We start from the raw sequence: 18,190 nt of genomic DNA, 5'->3' as shown, positions 1-18,190 counted from the left end.
CCCGATGAGTTTTGTGAACACCCAACCGGAGGCCCTGACCGCGGCCGCAGGCAATCTGGCCGCCATCGGGTCGGCCCTGAGCGCCCAGAACGCCGCGGCGGCAACGCCCACCACGGGCGTCGTTCCGGCTGCCGCGGACGAGGTCTCGGCGCTGACCGCGGCCCAGTTCGCCGCCCACGCCAGCATGTACCAGTCCATCAGCGCTCAGGCGGAAGCCATCCACCAGGCGTTCGTGGCCACGCTGAACAGCAGCGCCAATTCGTATGCGGCGACCGAGGCGGCCAACGCCGCATCGGCCGGATAAGTCCACTGCCGCTGTGCCACAAATTTTTTCACAAACCTAGGAGAGATTTTCATGGCAACTCGTTTTATGACCGACCCGGATGCGATGCGGGCGATGGCGGGGCGTTTCGACGTTCACGCGCAGACGGTGGAGGATGAGGCGCGCCGGATGTGGGCGTCGTCGACCAACATCTCCGGTGCGGGGTGGGGTGGTCTGGCCGAGCGGACCTCGATGGACACCATGGGTCAGATGCAGACGGCGTTTCGCAACATCGTGAACATGCTGCACGGGGTGCGCGATGGGTTGATCCGTGACGCCAACCACTACGAGCAGCAGGAAGCTGCTTCCCAGCAGATCCTGTCGAGCTAGAAGGGCCAAGGAGAGCAACTATGTCGATCAATTACCAGTTCGGTGATGTGAATGCCCACGGTGCGTTGATCCGTGCTCAGGCTGCCTCGTTGGAGGCCGAGCACCAGGCGATCGTGCATGACGTGTTGGCGGCCGGGGATTTCTGGGGTGGCGCCGGTTCGGTGGCCTGCCAGGAGTTCGTGGCGCAGTTGGGCCGCAATTTCGCGGTGATCTACGAGCAGGCCAACGCCCACGGTCAGAAGGTGCAGACCGCCGGCAACAACATGGCCAACACCGACGCCTCGGTGGGCTCCAGCTGGGCCTGACCGACCCGAGCCCCCGGGGCGCTGCGCCGTCACCAACTGAGCGGAAATCCGCGCCGCGGCCGATCGACCAGAGGTGGTAGGGCATGGATTTCGGAGCGTTGCCCCCGGAGATCAACTCGGGGCGAATGTATGCAGGTCCCGGATCCGGGCCGTTGCTGGCGGCAGCCGCAGCATGGGACGCACTGGCCGCCGAGTTGAGTTCGACCGCGTCGTCGTACAACTCGGTAGTCACCAGCCTCGCCCAAGTCTGGTCCGGTCCGACGGCGGCTGCGATGGCGGCGGCCGCCCAGCCCTATTCGGGTTGGATGGGCAGCACTGCTGCGCAGGCGGCACAGTCCTCCGCCCAGGCCCGGGCGGCGGCCGCCGCCTATGACGCGGCGTTCATCGCGACGGTGCCGCCACCACTGATCGAGGCGAACCGTAGCCTGCTGCTGTCGCTGATCGCCACCAACATCCTGGGCCAGAACACCGCGGCGATCGCGGCGGCCGAGTTGGAATACGCCGCGATGTGGGCCCAGGATGCCGCCGCGATGTACGGCTACGCCGGTGCGTCGGCCAACGCCACCACGCTGGCTCCGTTCGCGCAGCCGCCCCAGACCACCAATCCTGCCGGCCTACAGGCACAGTCGGCTGCAGCCGGCCAGGCGGCGGCCGGAACCGGTGCCCAGACCCAGTCGTCGTTGACCCAGCTGATCTCGCTGGTGCCGCAGGCCTTACAGGGCATGGCGGTATCGGGCACGGCACAGGCCGAACCGACGGCGATCCTCGATTTCCTGGCCGGTCCGCTGTCGCCGATCTCGCTGTTCGGCATCGGTGGGATCCCCTACCTGCTGGCGATCCAGTGCGTGCTGCTGCCGATGAACGGCGCGAACGTGGTCTCGTCTGTCAACCGGGCGATGGGACCCAAACCCTGGCTCGAGCAGCCGTTGCCTGCGCAGGCGCTGGCCGGGGCGCGGCTGGCCGGGGCCCCGATGCCGGCGGTGTCGGCCGGGTCGGCCAACAGCGGCTCTATCGGGCGGCTGTCGGTGCCGCAGGGATGGCTCGCCCAGACGCCGACCGCCAAGGCCGTGGCCGCGGTCTTCCCCGAGGCCGGTCCGGAAGCCGTCGCGGCCGTTGCCGCGGAGAGCGAGAGCGGGCTGGCCGGCGACCTGGCACTGGGCGGGCTGGCTGGCCGCGCCATGAGTCTCACCGCCGCCGGGGCCGGCGGGCGCGGGCCCGGCGGAGTCACCGGCCGGGCGGCGGCCGGCAAGCCCGGTAAACCGAGCAAGGCGACCATCATCGTGATTCCGCCTTCGGCGGAGGACTAGAGCGATGCCGGACTTCGGGGCGCTGCCGCCGGAGACCAACTCTGCGCGGATGTATGCCGGCCCGGGCGCCGGGCCGATGTTGGCAGCGGCCGGCGCATGGCGGGGACTGGCCGGGGAGCTCGGTGCGGTGGCCTCGGCCTATCAGGCCGTGATCGCCGAACTCACCGGGCAGGCGTGGTTCGGTCCCGCGTCGCAGGCGATGGCGGCGGCGACGGCACCCTACGTGAACTGGCTCACCGCAACCACGGCGGTGGCGGAGCAGACCGCGAGCCGGCTGATGCAGGCGGTGAGCGATTTCGAGCAGGCGTTCGCAGCAATCGTGCCGCCGCCTGTGATCGCCGCGAACCGCAGCCTGTTGGCGGCTTTGGTCGCCTCCGATGTGCTCGGACAGAACGCGACGGCGATCGCGGCCATGGAGGCCGAGTACGGACAGATGTGGCTGCAGGACGCCATGGTGATGTACGGCTACGCCGCGCGCTCCGCAGCCGCGACGGCGGTGCAGCCGTTCACCTCGCCGCCAACGGTGGTGGCCGGCCCATCGGGCGGACAGAACGCTGCGGTCACACCGGCCGACACGGGCGGTGTGCACAACCAACTGTCCCAACTGCTCAACGCGATACCGCAGGCGTTGCGCGGACTCTCCGGGTCCGGCGGCACGCAGGCCGCACCGGTCGACGTGCTGGGTTCGGCGCAGAGCACCGACCCGGTGTCGCAGGGCGCCTCCTACCTTGAGACACTGGCCCGCACGGTCCTGCCCGCCAACGACACCAACATCTCGGTGCTCTACGGCATGGGGCAGTATGCGCGCAACCTCAACACCGATCTGGACATCTCACAGGCCACCGGCGGACGGGCCGGGTTCGGTTCGGGCACAACGGCGTTGGGTGTCGTTGAATCGGGCGGCGGAGTGCGGCCGGCGGTGGCCGCGAGCGCCGGGAACGCAGGCGTGGTCGGCAAACTCGCGGTCCCGCCGGCCTGGGCCGAGTCGGTGCCGGAGGCCACGACGACAGCGGCGGTACCCACCGCGGCACCGGCCGCCGCCGCAGCGGCACCGGAAGGACACGGTGCGGGCATGGCTGCCGCCGCGATGACGGCCGGGCGGGCCGGTCGGCGAAGCCGTGCCAAGCGGGCGGGCGCGCAGGGCGAGCGGATCGGCGACCGGTTCACCGAGGCGGGAGAGGTGCGGCACTGGCACGTCGAGCCGGGCGGGCTCAAGAGTCTGCTGGGCGAGGTGGCCGGACAGCCCGGGGTCCACGAGATCTACTTCGACACCGAGGCGCAGGTTCCGCCGGACACCGGGTCGCCACGGGGCCGGAGGTGAGGGGAATGGATTTTGCCGCGCTGCCGCCGGAGGTCAACTCCGGACGGCTGTATGCCGGCCCGGGCTCCGGGCCGATGCTGGCCGCCGCGGCCGCGTGGGCGCGGCTGGCCGCCGAAACCGGTTCGGCTGCCGGGGTTTACCGATCGGTGCTATCGGGCTTGACCGGCCAGTGGTGGCTGGGGCCGGCGTCGGAGTCGATGGCCGCCGCCGTGGCACCCTACCTGGCTTGGCTCGACTCCACCGCAGCCCTGGCCGAGCAGGCTGCCGCCCGGGCCACCGCGGCCGCGGCGGCCTTCGACGAAGCCTTCGCCGCCGTCGCGCCACCGCCGATGATCGCGGCGAACCGCAGCGCGCAGGCGACGCTCGTCGCGTCGAATGTGCTCGGGCAGAACAGCGCGGCGATCGCGTCGCTCGACGTCGAGTACGCGCAACTGTGGGTCCAGGACGCGCTGGCGATGTACAGCTATGCCGCCAAGTCGGCCGCCGCGACCGCATTGACCCCGTTCGCCGAACCACCGCCCACCACCGACCCCGCGCGGCAGGGTGGGCAGGCGGCGGCGGTCGCCGCTGCCACCGCCGCCAGCGGGCACGCTGAGCTGTCGCGGTTGATCACCGCCATTCCTCAGGCGCTGAACGGGCTTGCTCCGGCGGCGGCGGTTGCGGCAGCCTCGACGCAGCCGGCGCAGACCACCACGGCGCTGTCACTGGCCCAGATCGCTTCCTACATCGAGGTGCTGCCGAAGAGCATCGTGCCGTTCAACGCCGCGATCAAGACCGTGCTTTACGGCATGGTCCAGTACTCCCGTAATCTCAACATCGACCTGGACATCGCCGCGGCAACCGGCGGGCAAGCCGGATTCGGCTCCGGCGCAACGTCGTTGGTCGCAACGGAACTGCCGCAACCGGTCGGCGCCGGGCCGGTATCGGCCGGTGCCGGCGGCCCGGGCAGGATCGGCCGGCTCAGCGTTCCGCCGAACTGGGTGACGACCGCCCCGGTGGCCAAGATGGCCGCAGCGGCGTTGCCCGGCGCCGCCGCGGCGGCAGCGCCGGCCGCTGCGGTCGCCGGAGCGCAGATCCCCACGGGGGTCTTCGGCGACATCGCGCTGGCGAGCCTGGCCGCGCGGGCGCTCACCGGCGCCGCACCGCGAAGCCGCCCCGCCGCCGCGATGAACGGCCACGCGCAGAGCCGACTGGAACGCCTGGTCACCGAGTTGGCCGGCACCACCGATGTGCAGCACTGGCACGTTGACCCCAGTCGCCTCGACAGCCTGCTCGAGGAACTCGCCGAGCAACCCGGCGTGCATGCGGTGCACGTCAATCCCGACGGGCAGAATAACGCCGGGCCGGGTCGGCAGCCCGGCTGAAGCCCGTGCGATTTCTGCCCGACAGCAGGCGATTTGGCCACCGAAGCGGACTATTGGCCCGCGAGCCGCTGCCGTCGCGCGGTGTCTGATTGACCCTGCCAGTTAGCTGGTGCATTATGGTGAGGCAAGCACCTCGTTAGGTGAGGCGTCTGCACGGATATAGGCCACTGACCCCGAACGTCGAAAGACGCCCCGGGTCAGGACAGCTCCTCCCGGATTAAGGGTTGAGCCCAAGTGGCTTCCGGACCTGCGTTGCATGCGCAGGCAGGACACGCCGTGCAGTGCCGAAGCTCTGACGAGAGGGGTGCGAAAGTCCGGCTGTCGCCGGGCGTCCCCACCTCTGTGTGCATACGTGCAGGCACCCGCGCGTGCCCAGGCCGAGAGGAGGTGAGAGCGACATTGAGTCCGAGTGATAGTTCCTATCCGAGATCGATGTTCGTCTCGCTCGATCTCGGTACTGCTTTCACCATCTGATTCGCACCGGCGCTGAATTCGTCATCTGGCGTGCTTCCGTCAGCGGAACACGTCAGGCTTCGGCATGTCGGCGAAAATGCTTGTCAGCTCGAACTTTCCGTCGAGCAGCGATTTCGTCGACGCGCCCGGCTCCGGTATGTCGCCATGACCGGCTAACCCGATTCGTGCCTCCGGCCAGCTGCGGACGCAACGCGTATCGGGATATCGACGTGCCTGCACACCCGCGCAACACCAGACTCTCTCAACCACCAGTCAATTAGGAGCAATGCCATGGACTTCGGAGCATTCCCGCCGGAATTCAACTCGGCTCGTATCTACACCGGCCCCGGCTCGGGACCGCTGATGGCCGCCGCGGCGGCGTGGGACAAGTTGGCCGCCGAACTCGCTTCGGCCGAGGCCGCCTACCAGTCGGTCATCAACGGGCTCATCAGCGAGGGCTGGATGGGGCCGGCCTCCAACGCGATGGCCGCCGCGGCCGCGCCCTACGCGGCGTGGATGGGCACCACCGCGGTCCGGGCGGAACAGGCTGCCGCCCAGGCGAAGGCGGCAGCCGCGGCGTTCGACGCGGCGTACGCGATGACGGTGGCGCCGCCGCTGGTCGTCGCCAACCGCTCACAGCTCGCGACCCTGGTGGCCACCAACGTCCTGGGCCAGAACACCGGGGCGATCGCCGCGACGGAGGCGCGTTACGGCCAGATGTGGGCCCAGGACGCTGCGGCGATGTACGGCTACGCGGCGTCGTCGGCGGTGGCCACCAAGGTGACGCCGTTCAACTCACCGCACGAGGTCGCCGACCCGTCGTCGCAGGCGGTCCAGCAGGCCGCGGTTGCCCAGGCCGCTGGTAACGCGGCCTCGTCGAATGCGCAATCCACACTGTCGCAAGCGATTACCAACACGCCGCAGACGCTGCAGACCCTCGCCGCGCCGGTGCAGCCGCCGGTCACGGGGGGCGAGGGGATCAGCACGGGTGACCTGAGCAACGCGATGACCAACTTGATGAGCAGCTCGTTCAGCCCGATGGGCGCGGCCGGGATCTCCAACTTCGCCGCCGACATGGCGGTGGTGCGTGGTGCTGCCATCGCCGCGGGTGACCCGCTGGGCTTGGGCGCCATCGACCCGTTCACGCCGATGCTCGGCGGGCTCGGGCTGGGCGGCGGACTCGGCCACGGAATGCACGGCCTGGGCGCCGGATTGGGGGGTCTGGGCACTGCCTCGGCGACAATGGGGCAGGCGTCCACGGTCGGCGCGCTGTCGGTGCCGCAGTCGTGGGCGGCGTCCATCCCGGCTACCGCAGCTCCCGGCAGCGCCGTGGCCGCCACCGGCTGGACCGTTGCCGCACACGCGCCGGAGGCCGGCGCGGCCGGTATGCCGGGCGTGCCGCTGGCCGGCGCCGGGCAGGGCCGCAACTACGGATTCGCCGCGCCGCGGTACGGCTTCAAGCCGACGGTCATGGCTCGGCCGGTGGTCGCCGGATAGCTGTGACATCGTTGGGACCATGCAGACGCTGAGCGTCGCCGAGTTCACGCTGCGGCTGGCCGTCGGGCTGGGCTGCGGCGCGCTGATCGGGCTGGAACGGCAGTGGCGGGCACGGATGGCCGGGTTGCGCACCAATGCGCTGGTGGCGGCCGGGGCGACACTGTTCGTGCTCTACTCGGTTTCCGCCGGTGACACCAGTTCCACCCGGGTCGCCTCCTATGTGGTGTCCGGGGTGGGATTCCTCGGCGGCGGGGTGATCCTGCGGGAGGGGTTCAACGTTCGCGGCCTGAACACCGCGGCGACCCTGTGGTGCTCGGCGGCCGTCGGGGTGCTGGCGGCCGCCGGCGACGTGCTGTTCGCGGTGATCGGCACCGGCGCGATCGTCGGCACCCACCTGTTGCTGCGACCGCTGGGCCGGCTCATCGACCGTGATCAGCACATCGAGGAGGACGAGCCGCAGTCGCCGTACCAGGTGCAGGTGGTCTGCCGGCCCAAGTCCGAGAAGTACCTGCGGGCCCAGATCGTGCAGCACACCGCCGGCAACGACCTGGTGCTGCGGGGGATCCACACCGGCCCGGCCGGCGACGACAACATGACCCTGACCGCCACGATGTTGTCGGATAACCGGGCGCCGGAACGGCTCGAGCGCCTGGTCGGCGAGCTCTCGCTGCAGCCGGGCGTCTATGCGGTGCAGTGGCACGCCGAGGGGCAGGCGGCCCTGTCGCCGGAGTGACCGTCGCCGGGCCGATCTAGGCTGTTGGCACTGGAGGTGAGCGCGGTGGATGGGATCGCTGGCATGTGGTCGGTGTTGCCGGGCCCGATGCGTGACCCGGTGCTGTTCGCCATCCCGTTCTTCCTGCTGCTGCTGACGCTGGAATGGACGGCGGCCCGCAAGCTCGCAGACCTTGAACGCGGCTCCTACCGCGCCAGGGACGCCTGGACCAGCATCTCCATGGGATTGGTGTCGGTGGCCACCACCGCCGGCTGGAAGTTCCTCGCGCTGCTCGGCTACGCGGCGATCTACACCTATCTGGCGCCGTGGCACCTGTCGCCGCGGCAGTGGTACACCTGGGTGATCGCCATCCTGGGCGTGGACCTGCTGTATTACACCTACCATCGCATCGCGCACCGGGTGCGGCTGATCTGGGCGACCCACCAGGCGCACCATTCCAGCCAGTACTACAACCTGGCCACCGCACTGCGACAGAAGTGGAACAACAGCGGCGAGGTCCTGCTGTGGATCCCGTTGCCGCTGTTTGGTATTCCGCCCTGGATGGTGTTCGCCGCATTCTCGGTGAATCTGATCTACCAGTTCTGGGTGCACACCGAGCGGATCGACAAGCTGCCGCGTGTAATCGAGTTCATCTTCAACACCCCCTCGCACCACCGGGTGCACCACGGGATGGATCAGGAGTATCTGGACAAGAACTACGGCGGGATCCTGATCGTCTGGGACCGGCTGTTCGGCAGCTTCGCGCCCGAGCGGTTTCGGCCGCACTACGGGCTGACCAAGCAGGTCGACACCTTCAACATCGTCAAACTGCAGATCCACGAATACGCCTCGATCATCGCCGATGTGCGCGCCGCGAGGAGCTGGCGCGATCGGCTCGGCTACGTTTTCGGGCCGCCCGGATGGCAACCCGCATCGTCGCGGGCTTCGGCGGCACTGCGGCAATGATGGGACGCACCGACCGGTGTTCGCATAGGCTTGCGACGTCGCATCCGAGCGACAACGCCCCGGCGCCTTCGGCCGCGGCGTGCCGATGAGAAGGGAACAACGTGGCACAGAGCTTGGGAGACACGCTCACCGCAGGGAAGAAGCTCGTCAAGGGCGAGTCGCTGACCTCTAAGAACGGGGCGTACACCCTGACACTGCAGGACGACGGCAACCTGGTGCTGGCGGCGCGGGGCAAGGCGATCTGGGCATCCGGTACCAACGGCAAGGACGTGGTGCGCGCCGAGGTGCAGACCGACGGCAACTTCGTGCTGTACACCGCGGACAAGCCCATCTGGCACACCGACACCAAGGGCAAGAAGGACGTCAAGCTGGTCCTGCAGGACGACCGCAACCTGGTGCTCTACGCCGCCGACGGCGCGGCCTGGTCGACCAAGACCGAGACCGACGCCCCGCCGCCCGAGGAGCCCAAGGCTGAAGAGGCCCCCGCTGAAGCGGCCCCCGCAGAGCCGGCCGCACCCGCGGCACGCAAGTACACCGTGGTCTCCGGTGACACGCTGTTCGCCATCGCCGAGCGGTTCTACGGTGACGGCAACAAGTACCCGCAGATCGCGGAGGCCAGCGGTATCGCCAACCCGGACTTGATCCACCCCGGTCAGGAGTTGACCATCCCCTGATCGCCGCTGACGGCCGACGCGGCGGCCCGGAGCCCACAACGGGGCCGGGCCGTCGCGTTGCGCCGGTGATCACGGTGGTCGAATCCCGGCCGGACTGACCGGCCTCAACGATCGGAGTCGAGACGGTGCGCGGGCGCATTGTGCGGTTGCTGGCGGTGGGTGTTGCGGTCGGGGCGACGGTCGCGTCCCCGGCGGTCGGTACCGCGCGCGCCGATCGGGTGTTGGTGTTTCCCGGGATGGAGATTCACCAGGACACCCACGTGTGCACACTCGGCTACGTCGACCCCGTCATGCGTGTCGCCTTCACCGCCGGCCACTGCCGGGGGAGCGGCCCCGTCACCGACCGGGCCGGAAACGTGATCGGCACCCTGGCGACCTTCCGCGACAACACCCCCAACGGTGCGACCGTCAACACCGATCAGGTGATCGCCGACTACGAGGCGATCGTGCTTGCCGACGATGTCGACAGCAACGACATCCTGCCCGGCGGCCTGCGACTCGAGGCCGGTCCGGACGACATCGTGGCGCCGGGAGACCCGGTCTGCCACTTCGGTATCGTCACCGGAGAGACCTGCGGAACCGTCGAGCGGGTCAACAACGGATGGTTCACGATGACCCACGGCGTTCAAAGCCAACAGGGCGACTCCGGTGGCCCGGTGTATGTGATCCGCGGCCCCGGCTCCGCCCGGATCGTCGGGTTGTTCAACAGCGTGTGGGGGCAGTACCCGGCCGCGGTGTCGTGGCCGGCGATCTCGCAGCAGGTCCGCGAAGACGTCGGCGTGCCAACCCCGCTGCCGTGACTCCGCTGCCTCGACCACCCGTCCAGATCGCCTGGGTCACCAGTGATCTCGATGCCACCGAATCGACGCTGAGCGCATTGTTGGGCGCCCGCAAGTGGGTCCGCATGCCGGGGGTGCATTTCACCCCGGATACCTGCAGCTATCGGGGCGAACCGGCCGACTTCGTCGCCGACATCGCGCTGAGCTATGCCGGCGACATGCAACTGGAGCTGATCGCACCGGTCAGCGGGCGCAGTATCTACTCCGAGTTCCTCCGCGACAGCGGACCCGGCCTGCATCACATCTGCGTCGAGGCTGCCGACCCCGCCGATTTCGCCGCGATGATCGAGGACGCCGCTGCGCAAGGAGCCGGCGTGGTCGCCCAAGGCGTGATGCCCGGCGGTATCCGGTTCGGCTACGTCTCGGCGGTCCAGGCGGGCGTCCCGTTCGTGGAGATCGCGTACATTCCGGCGGAGATCCGAGCGGTCTTCGACTACATCAAAGAGCAGCAGAGGTGAGTCGCGTCGGCTACGACGCGCAGCGCCAGCACGGGAAGGAACGATTTCGATGACCACCGAAATTCCGGAAACCATTGCCGTAGAGGATATCTCGTCATGGTCTGACGAGGTCGACGTGGTGGTGATCGGATTCGGGATAGGCGGTGGTTGCGCGGCGGTCAGCGCGGCGGCCGCCGGTGCGCGGGTGTTGGTGCTGGAGCGGGCCGCCGAGGCGGGCGGCACCACCGCCATGGCGGGCGGGCACTTCTACCTGGGCGGCGGGACCGCCGTCCAACAGGCAACCGGGCATCCGGATTCACCCGACGAGATGTACAAGTACCTTGTAGCGGTCTCCCGGGAGCCCGAGCACGACAAGATCCGGGCCTACTGCGACGGCAGCGTCGAGCACTTCAATTGGCTGGAAGAGCTGGGGGTCGCCTTCGAGCGCAGCTACTACCCGGAGAAGGCGGTGATCCAGCCCAACACCGAGGGGCTGATGTACACCGGCAACGAGAAGGTATGGCCGTACCTGAACCAGGCCGTTCCGGCGCCGCGCGGACACAAGGTTCCGGTTCCCGGTGACACCCAGGGCGCCAAGATGGTAATCGACCTGCTGCTCAAGCGGGCCGATGGCCTCGGCGTGGAGATCCGTTACGAAACAGGCGCCACCGGCCTGGTCACCGACGCCGCCGGCGCCGTCGCCGGTGTCACCTGGAAGCACTTCACCGAAAGCGGTGCGATCAAAGCGAAGTCGGTGGTGATCGCCGCCGGCGGCTTCGTGATGAACCCGGAGATGGTCGCCCAGTACACCCCGAAACTGGCGGAGAAGCCGTTCGTGCTGGGTAATACCTACGACGACGGGCTGGGCATCCGGATGGGGATGTCGGTGGGCGGTGCCACCAAGCATATGGATCAGATATTCATCACCGCGCCGGTCTATCCGCCGTCGATCCTGCTCACCGGGATCATCGTCAACTCCGACGGTAAGCGCTTCGTCGCCGAGGACTCCTATCACTCGCGCACGTCGGGCTACGTGATGGATCAGCCGAACAGTGCGGCGTTCCTGATCGTCGACGAGAACCACCTGCGAACGCCGCAGGTGCCGCTGGTCACGCTGATCGATGGCTGGGAGACGGTTCCGGAAATGGAAGCGGCACTGGGGATTCCGGAGGGGAACCTGGTGGCGACGCTGGATCGCTACAACAGCTACGCGGCGCGCGGGGAGGACCCGGACTTCCACAAGCAGCCGCCGTTCCTCGCCCCGCAGGACACCGGGCCGTGGGGTGCCTTCGACCTGTCGCTGGGCAAGGCGATGTATGCCGGCTTCACCATCGGGGGGCTGGCGACCTCGGTGGACGGCGAGGTGCTGCGCGACGACGGCAGCGCGGTGCCCGGCCTCTACGCCGCCGGGGCCTGTGCGGCCAACATCGCCCAGGACGGCAAAGGCTATGCCAGCGGCACCCAGTTGGGCGAGGGCTCGTTCTTCGGTCGCCGTGCCGGTGCGCACGCGGCGGCCCGCTCCCGCTGACCGGCCACCCCGGGCGCGAACGTGCGCAAATCCGGTGTGTGCCACGGCGTGTCGACCGGAGGCACGCACACTCGCGCTGGTAGGGGCGAGCTCGCGCTGGTGGTGAGGCTAGACCGGGGTGAGCTCCCAGCGGCCCCGGCCGAGCAGTTCGAGCACCTGCTTGTGATGCTGGCGGACGGTGTGCCGGTGGCTCACGCTGACCACGACGGTGTCAGGAAGTTCGGTGCGCAGCAGCTGATACAGCGTCAGCTCCAGGCCTTCGTCGAGCGCCGACGTCGACTCGTCGAGGAACACCGCCTTGGGCCGGGTCAGCAGCAGCCGGGCGAACGCCACCCGCTGCTGCTCGCCCGGCGAGAGCACCTTGGCCCAGTCCTCGACGTTGTCGAGCTGGTTGATCAGATGCGGCAGCAGCACCTTGCCCAGCGCATCGACCAGCGCGATGTCGGAGATCTCCTGTGGTGCCAGCGGATAGGCGACCACGGTCCGCAGGTCGCCCAGCGGGATGTAGGGCAGCTGGGAGATGAACACCGTCTCGTTGTCGGCGTCGGGACGTTGCAGGGTGCCTGAGGCGTACGGCCACAGCTGGGCCAGGCTGCGCAGCAGGGTCGTCTTTCCGCTGCCGGACGGTCCGGCGATCATCAGCGCGTCACCGATGCCCAGCTGCACATCGAGCGCCTCGACCAGCGGGTCACCGGCCGGGCTGCGCACCTCGACGCCCTCGAGAACCACGGTGCCGTCGGTGCTGGGCTTGACCAGCAGCTCCGGCAGCTCGCGGGCCTCGCGGTTGGCCTCCACCAGCCCATGCAGGCGGATGATGGAGGCACGGTAGCCGGCGAAGTTGTCGTAGGCGTTGCGGAAGAAGGACAGCGAATCGGAGATGTTGCCGAAAGCCGTCGCCGTCTGCGCCACTCCGCCGAACATGATCTGCCCGGAGAACAGCCGCGGCGCCTGGATCACCCAGGGCAACGGCACGATCGCCTGGCTCACCGACAGGTTCCAGCCCGCGAACCCGATGGTCCGGTTCACGAACTTCAGGTAGTTGTCGATGATCCCGCCGAACCGCTCCCGCAACTGGAGGCGTTCGGCGACCTCGCCGCGGTAGAACGCGATGGATTCGGCGGAGTCGCGTACCCGGACCAGTGCATACCGGAAGGCGGCGTTGGTCAGCTCATTGCGGAAGCTCAGCCGGATCAGCGGCCGGCCGATCCAGAACGCGACAACGGTGGCGATGGCCACGTAGAGCAGCACGATCAGGAACATCGCCCTGGGGATGTCGACCCCCAACACGGTCAGCGTGCCCGACAGGTTCCACAGGATGGCCGTGAACGACACCACCGTCACCATGGACTGCACGGCGCCGAACAACAGGGTTCCACCGGTGCCGTTGGCCGGCGCATTCGGATTGGCGCCGTTGCCCGCGGTGAAGATGTCGATGTCCTGCTGGATGCGCTGGTCGGGGTTGTCGATCGCCCCTTCGACGGCCTCACCCACGGCCGGGTCGAGTGGCGTCTTGACGAAGCGGGCGCGGTAGTAGGCCCGCCCCTCGAGCCAGTCGCCGGTGAGCCGATCGGTGAGCCAGATTCGCCAGTTCACCATGAAGTGCTGGGTCAGATAGATGTCGAGCATCACCCGCGCCACATGCAGCACCGCCATCAGGCTGAAGATGCCGATCGACACCCAGAACCCGTGCACGCCGGACTGTTTGACCGCCTCGTCGCCGCCGGCGGCGCCCTGAAACGCGGTCTGCAGCGAGGAGTACATGTCGTTGCCCTGGAAGCTGAAGAGCACGTTGAGGCGCACCGCGGTGATCACCGACAGCAGCAGCACCCCCAGCATCAGCCACACCCGGGCGCTGTCGCGCCCGGTGAAGTAGCCGCCGGTGATCTCCCAGAACTGCCGGCCCCACCGGGTGCTCATCCGCAGCAGGACCACCACGGCCACCACACAGACGGCGCTGATGCTCCAGGCCATCGCGATCCACAGCAGCGAATCGGGCAGCGCGTGCGACCAGTCGATGGACGGGTTGAACAGCTTCGAGTCCACTGCCACGTCTCCTTGCGGTCGCTACCGCCGGAACCACGTCGCCGCCGGTATCGGAAATCGAGAAAAATCCCGTGCGAAACCTACCGCAGCGCCACGTCGTCGCGTCGGATGAGCAGCGCGGGAAAAGCCGACGGGCCCGGTGGTGCCCCCGGGGTGGTGACACCGGCCACCGCGTACGGTTGTGCTGTGGCTAACACCTCGAAAACGGTCTCCGGGACCACGCGCGCCAAGTCGGGTCGGCTGAGCGGAAAATTCTGGAAACTGCTGGGCGCCAGCACCGAGAAGAACCAGAGCCGCTCGATGGCCGAGGTCAACGCGGCGGCCGGCTTCGCCAAGAAGGCCGCCGGGCTCGACGACGAGCAGCTGCGCAAGGCCGCGCAACTGCTCAAGCTCAAGGACCTGGCGGATGCCTCCGACATCCCGCAGTTCCTGGCGATCGCCCGCGAAGCGGCCGAGCGCAGCATCGGGATGCGCCCGTTCGATGTGCAGCTGCAGGGGGCGCTGCGGATGCTGGCTGGCGATGTGGTCGAGATGGCCACCGGCGAGGGCAAGACGCTCTCCGGTGCGATCGCCGCCGCCGGTTACGCCATCGGCGGGCGCCACGTGCACGTGGTCACCATCAACGACTACCTGGCCCGTCGCGACGCCGAGTGGATGGGGCCACTGCTGACCGCGATGGGGGTGACCGTCGGCTGGATCACCGCCGACTCCAGCGCGGCCGAGCGCCGCGAGGCCTACAAGTGCGATGTCACCTACGCGTCGATCAACGAGATCGGCTTCGACGTGCTGCGAGATCAGCTGGTCACCGACGTCGACGACCTGGTCTCGCCCAACCCCGACGTGGCGCTGATCGACGAGGCCGACTCGGTGCTGGTCGATGAGGCGCTGGTGCCGCTGGTGCTGGCCGGCACCACCCACCGGGAGACCCCCCGGATGGAGATCGTCGAACTCATCGGCCGGCTCACCCCGGGGGTGGACTACGACTCCGACGAGGACCGGCGCAACATCCATCTCACCGAGGATGGCGCGCGGCGCGTCGAAGCGGCACTCGGCGGCATCGACCTGTACTCCGAGGAACATGTGGTGTCCACGCTGACCGAGGTCAACGTCGCCCTGCACGCCCACGTACTGCTGCAGCGCGACGTGCACTACATCGTCCGCGACGGCAAGGTGCAGTTGATCAACGCGTCCCGCGGCCGGATCGCCGCGCTGCAGCGCTGGCCGGACGGCCTGCAGGCCGCGGTCGAGGCCAAGGAGGGCATCGAGACGACCGAGACCGGCGAGGTGCTCGACACCATCACGGTGCAGGCCCTGGTCAACCGCTATCCCACGGTGTGTGGCATGACCGGGACGGCATTGGCCGCCGGCGAGCAACTGCGGCAGTTCTACCAGCTGGGGGTCTCGCCGATCCCGCCCAACATGCCAAACATCCGCGAGGACGAGACCGACCGGGTCTACATCACCGCCGCGGCCAAGAACGACGCCATCGTCGAACACATCGTCGAGATCCACGCCACCGGGCAGCCGGTGCTGGTCGGCACCCACGATGTCGCCGAGTCCGAGGAACTCTACGAGCGGCTGCGCAAACGCGGCGTGCCGGCGGTGGTGCTCAACGCCAAGAACGACGCCGAGGAGGCCACGGTGATCGCCGAGGCCGGCAAGCTCGGCTCGGTCACCGTCTCCACCCAGATGGCCGGGCGCGGCACCGACATCCGCCTGGGTGGCTCCGACGAGACGAACCATGACGAGATCGTCGAACTCGGCGGGCTGCACGTGATCGGCACCGGGCGCCAGCACACCGAGCGCCTGGACAACCAGCTGCGGGGCCGGGCCGGCCGGCAGGGCGACCCCGGCTCGTCGGTGTTCTTCTCCAGCTGGGAGGACGACGTCGCGGCGACCAACCTGGAACCCAACAAGCTGCCGACCGAGACCGACGACGACGGGCGCATCCTGAGTCCGAAGGCCGCCGGGATGCTCGACCACGCACAGCGCATCGCCGAGGGCAAGCTGCTCGACATCCATGCCAACACCTGGCGCTACAACCAGCTGATCGCCCAGCAGCGCGCCATCATCGTCGAACGGCGCAACACCTTGCTGTCCACCCCGGCGGCCCGCGAGGAGCTCGCCGAGCTGACCCCGCAGCGCTATGCCGAGCTGAAAAAGCAGCTGGGCGAGGACGCCGATGCGAAGCTCGAGAAGATCTGCCGGCTGATCATGCTCTACCACCTGGACCGCGGCTGGGCCGATCACCTGGCGTTCCTGGCCGACATCCGGGAGAGCATCCACCTGCGCGCGCTGGGCAGGCAGAACCCGCTCGACGAGTTCCACCGGATGGCCCTGGACGCGTTCGCCTCGCTGGCGGCCGACGCCATCGAGGCGGCCCAGCAGACCCTCGAGACATCCGAACACATCGAGTCCGAGCCGGGCATCGACCTGTCCAAGCTGGCGCGGCCCACATCGACGTGGACCTACATGGTCCGCGACAACCCGCTCAGCGACGACACCATGGACGCGCTGAGCCTGCCCGGAATCTTCCGCTAGGAGCGGCCGGGATGTCTGCCGGGGCGGGCTCGCATCGAGTCCAAGACCGGGTGCTCACGGTGCCCAACGTCATCAGCCTGGCTCGGCTCGGCCTGATCGTCGTCTTCGGATACCTGCTGCTGGTCGCGCAGGCCGACGGGCTGGCGGCGGCGACGCTGATCATCAGCGGCATCTCCGACTGGGCCGACGGCAAGCTGGCCCGGGTGCTGGACCAGTCCTCGGCGCTGGGCGCCCTGCTCGACCCGGCGATCGACCGGCTCTATATGGCGGCGGTCCCGATCGCGTTCGGCCTGCGCGGCCTGGTGCCGTGGTGGATCATCGGCACGCTGCTGGCCCGCGACCTGCTGCTGGCCGCGGTGCTGCCGGTGTTGCGCAGCCGGGGACTGACCGCGCTGCCGGTGACCTACATCGGCAAAGCCGGCACCTTCGCGCTGATGTCGGCTTTCCCGCTGATCCTGCTGGGCCAGTGGGACGCGGTAGGGAGCCGGGCGGTGCTGTCGGTCGGATGGGCCTTCCTGCTCTGGGGCCTGGGCATGTACCTGTGGGCGTTCGTGCTGTACCTGATCCAGGTGAGGTTGGTGGTCCGCACGCTGCCGAAGATCACCTCCCGAGGGGCAGATGTCTGAACCGTTCTTCGCGCTCAGCGGCTATGACGGCCAGAGCGACCGGGGCGCCCACGAGGCGGGCCGGCCGCAGCGATTCGCGGTGCCCTCGCTGCTGCGGTCGCTGCTGTCCGAACACCTGGATCCCGGCTATGCCGCGGCGGCGGCCGAGCGTGACCGGCGCGGCACCGGGCGGCCGGCCCGGACTGCGCGTTGGGCATGGGAGGCGGTGGCGGCGTTGCTGATGGCGACGGTGTTCGCCGTCGCGTTCTCGCAGGCCCGCTCGTTGGCGCCCGGTGTGCGCGACGCCCAGCAGGTGCTGGCCAGCAACGTTCGTTCGGCCGAATCGGTGACCGTGCGGCTTGCCGACAAACGCGACACCTGGACGAATCGCGTCGATGAGTTGCGCCGCCACCGGCTGGCCGACGACGCCGAAGGGCAGCGGGTGCTGGCCGGCCTTGACGCGCTGAGCCTGGCGGCCGCCAGCACCCGGGTGACCGGCCCCGGGCTGACCGTCACCGTAACCGACCCGGGCGCTGCCGGGCGCAACCTCTCCGATGCCTCCAAGCAGCGGGTGTCCGGCAGCCAACAGATCATCTTGGACCGCGACCTGCAGCTCGTCGTCAACTCGTTGTGGGCCAGCGGCGCCGAGGCGATCGCGATCGGTGATGTCCGGATCGGGCCCAACGTGACGATCCGGCAGGCCGGCGGCGCGATCCTGGTCGACAACAAGCCGATCAGCAGCCCGTACTCGGTGCGCGCGATCGGGCCACCGCGCGAGTTGCGCGACGCCTTCGAGCGGACGCCCGGGCTCTACCGGCTGCGCCTGCTGGAGGTGTCCTACGGGGTGGTGGTGCGCGTCGACAGCCGGACCGGCGCCGACCTGACCCTGCCGGCCGGTTCGGTGCGAGATGTCCGGTTCGCCAAACAGATCGGGCAGCCGTGACGC

The 18,190-nt window shown here is 69.0% G+C and carries 17 protein-coding genes and 1 riboswitch; of the genes, 16 read left to right on the top strand and 1 reads right to left on the bottom strand.

Features of this window, described 5'->3' with window-relative positions:
* The first annotated feature begins 4 nt into the window (after positions 1–4).
* The 13 genes from G6N19_RS20645 (at position 5) to G6N19_RS20585 (ending at position 12,055) form a co-directional block, all read left to right on the top strand.
* Positions 5–304, top strand: coding sequence for a PE family protein (locus tag G6N19_RS20645; RefSeq protein ID WP_013828836.1), 300 nt, complete (start codon positions 5–7; stop codon positions 302–304).
* Positions 305–355: 51 nt separating this feature from the next.
* Positions 356–652, top strand: coding sequence for a WXG100 family type VII secretion target (locus G6N19_RS20640; protein WP_013827942.1), 297 nt, complete (start codon positions 356–358; stop codon positions 650–652).
* 20 nt (positions 653–672) lie between these two features.
* Positions 673–957: a WXG100 family type VII secretion target gene (locus G6N19_RS20635; RefSeq protein WP_013827941.1), complete on the top strand. Its 285-nt coding sequence runs from the start codon at positions 673–675 to the stop codon at positions 955–957.
* Positions 958–1,040: 83 nt separating this feature from the next.
* Positions 1,041–2,264, top strand: a complete 1,224-nt coding sequence (locus G6N19_RS20630) for a PPE family protein (RefSeq protein WP_193465526.1) — start codon at positions 1,041–1,043, stop codon at positions 2,262–2,264.
* A gap of 4 nt (positions 2,265–2,268) precedes the next feature.
* Positions 2,269–3,585, top strand: a complete 1,317-nt coding sequence (locus G6N19_RS20625) for a PPE family protein (protein ID WP_193465525.1) — start codon at positions 2,269–2,271, stop codon at positions 3,583–3,585.
* Between the two features lie 5 nt (positions 3,586–3,590).
* Complete coding sequence (locus G6N19_RS21660; RefSeq protein WP_013828839.1) at positions 3,591–4,949, top strand: PPE family protein; 1,359 nt, start codon at positions 3,591–3,593, stop codon at positions 4,947–4,949.
* A 125-nt stretch (positions 4,950–5,074) separates the two neighbouring features.
* Positions 5,075–5,260, top strand: a riboswitch (M-box (ykoK) riboswitch).
* A 433-nt stretch (positions 5,261–5,693) separates the two neighbouring features.
* A complete protein-coding gene (locus G6N19_RS20615; RefSeq protein ID WP_013828840.1) occupies positions 5,694–6,899 on the top strand; it encodes a PPE family protein in 1,206 nt (401 codons plus the stop codon).
* 19 nt (positions 6,900–6,918) lie between these two features.
* Positions 6,919–7,632: an MgtC/SapB family protein gene (locus G6N19_RS20610; protein WP_013828841.1), complete on the top strand. Its 714-nt coding sequence runs from the start codon at positions 6,919–6,921 to the stop codon at positions 7,630–7,632.
* A gap of 45 nt (positions 7,633–7,677) precedes the next feature.
* Positions 7,678–8,577, top strand: coding sequence for a sterol desaturase family protein (locus G6N19_RS20605; RefSeq protein WP_013828842.1), 900 nt, complete (start codon positions 7,678–7,680; stop codon positions 8,575–8,577).
* A 113-nt stretch (positions 8,578–8,690) separates the two neighbouring features.
* Positions 8,691–9,251 carry a LysM peptidoglycan-binding domain-containing protein gene (locus G6N19_RS20600; protein ID WP_085975767.1) on the top strand — a complete coding sequence of 187 codons (561 nt, stop codon included), beginning with the start codon at positions 8,691–8,693 and terminating at the stop codon, positions 9,249–9,251.
* Positions 9,252–9,388: 137 nt separating this feature from the next.
* A complete protein-coding gene (locus G6N19_RS20595; protein WP_041319805.1) occupies positions 9,389–10,051 on the top strand; it encodes an Rv1815 family serine proteinase in 663 nt (220 codons plus the stop codon).
* Positions 10,048–10,548 carry a VOC family protein gene (locus G6N19_RS20590; RefSeq protein WP_013828845.1) on the top strand — a complete coding sequence of 167 codons (501 nt, stop codon included), beginning with the start codon at positions 10,048–10,050 and terminating at the stop codon, positions 10,546–10,548. Before G6N19_RS20595 ends, G6N19_RS20590 begins: the two co-directional genes overlap by 4 nt.
* A gap of 49 nt (positions 10,549–10,597) precedes the next feature.
* On the top strand, positions 10,598–12,055 hold the full coding sequence (locus G6N19_RS20585) for an FAD-binding protein (RefSeq protein WP_013828846.1): 1,458 nt from the start codon (positions 10,598–10,600) through the stop codon (positions 12,053–12,055).
* 108 nt (positions 12,056–12,163) lie between these two features.
* Here the strand turns inward: G6N19_RS20585 and G6N19_RS20580 are convergent, their stop codons facing one another.
* On the bottom strand, positions 12,164–14,098 hold the full coding sequence (locus tag G6N19_RS20580; protein ID WP_083038474.1) for an ABC transporter ATP-binding protein/permease: 1,935 nt from the start codon (positions 14,096–14,098) through the stop codon (positions 12,164–12,166).
* A gap of 186 nt (positions 14,099–14,284) precedes the next feature.
* Between G6N19_RS20580 and secA2 the strand changes: the two genes are divergently transcribed.
* The 3 genes from secA2 to G6N19_RS20565 are packed head-to-tail and all read left to right on the top strand — an operon-like array spanning position 14,285 to position 18,187.
* Positions 14,285–16,639: an accessory Sec system translocase SecA2 gene (secA2, locus tag G6N19_RS20575; protein ID WP_013828848.1), complete on the top strand. Its 2,355-nt coding sequence runs from the start codon at positions 14,285–14,287 to the stop codon at positions 16,637–16,639.
* 11 nt (positions 16,640–16,650) lie between these two features.
* Complete coding sequence (locus G6N19_RS20570; protein ID WP_013828849.1) at positions 16,651–17,265, top strand: CDP-alcohol phosphatidyltransferase family protein; 615 nt, start codon at positions 16,651–16,653, stop codon at positions 17,263–17,265.
* The gene (locus tag G6N19_RS20565) at positions 17,258–18,187 is read left to right on the top strand and encodes a DUF881 domain-containing protein (RefSeq protein WP_013828850.1); all 930 of its coding nucleotides are present in this window, start codon (positions 17,258–17,260) and stop codon (positions 18,185–18,187) included. Before G6N19_RS20570 ends, G6N19_RS20565 begins: the two co-directional genes overlap by 8 nt.
* The last annotated feature ends 3 nt before the right edge of the window (positions 18,188–18,190 follow it).

Origin of the sequence: Mycobacterium novum, from assembly GCF_010726505.1 — a bacterium.
Lineage (GTDB): Bacteria > Actinomycetota > Actinomycetes > Mycobacteriales > Mycobacteriaceae > Mycobacterium > Mycobacterium algericum.
The sequence above is the reverse complement of the archived record's forward strand: the minus strand, read 5'-3'. Positions and strand labels throughout refer to the sequence as shown.

What these genes read in the sequence shown, in the direction of transcription:
- G6N19_RS20645 (WP_013828836.1), top strand. Translation starts at nt 5, where the DNA reads ATGAGTTTTGTGAACACCCAACCGGAGGCCCTGACCGCGGCCGCAGGC.
- G6N19_RS20640 (WP_013827942.1), top strand. Translation starts at nt 356, where the DNA reads ATGGCAACTCGTTTTATGACCGACCCGGATGCGATGCGGGCGATGGCG.
- G6N19_RS20635 (WP_013827941.1), top strand. Translation starts at nt 673, where the DNA reads ATGTCGATCAATTACCAGTTCGGTGATGTGAATGCCCACGGTGCGTTG.
- G6N19_RS20630 (WP_193465526.1), top strand. Translation starts at nt 1,041, where the DNA reads ATGGATTTCGGAGCGTTGCCCCCGGAGATCAACTCGGGGCGAATGTAT.
- G6N19_RS20625 (WP_193465525.1), top strand. Translation starts at nt 2,269, where the DNA reads ATGCCGGACTTCGGGGCGCTGCCGCCGGAGACCAACTCTGCGCGGATG.
- G6N19_RS21660 (WP_013828839.1), top strand. Translation starts at nt 3,591, where the DNA reads ATGGATTTTGCCGCGCTGCCGCCGGAGGTCAACTCCGGACGGCTGTAT.
- G6N19_RS20615 (WP_013828840.1), top strand. Translation starts at nt 5,694, where the DNA reads ATGGACTTCGGAGCATTCCCGCCGGAATTCAACTCGGCTCGTATCTAC.
- G6N19_RS20610 (WP_013828841.1), top strand. Translation starts at nt 6,919, where the DNA reads ATGCAGACGCTGAGCGTCGCCGAGTTCACGCTGCGGCTGGCCGTCGGG.
- G6N19_RS20585 (WP_013828846.1), top strand. Translation starts at nt 10,598, where the DNA reads ATGACCACCGAAATTCCGGAAACCATTGCCGTAGAGGATATCTCGTCA.
- G6N19_RS20570 (WP_013828849.1), top strand. Translation starts at nt 16,651, where the DNA reads ATGTCTGCCGGGGCGGGCTCGCATCGAGTCCAAGACCGGGTGCTCACG.
- G6N19_RS20565 (WP_013828850.1), top strand. Translation starts at nt 17,258, where the DNA reads ATGTCTGAACCGTTCTTCGCGCTCAGCGGCTATGACGGCCAGAGCGAC.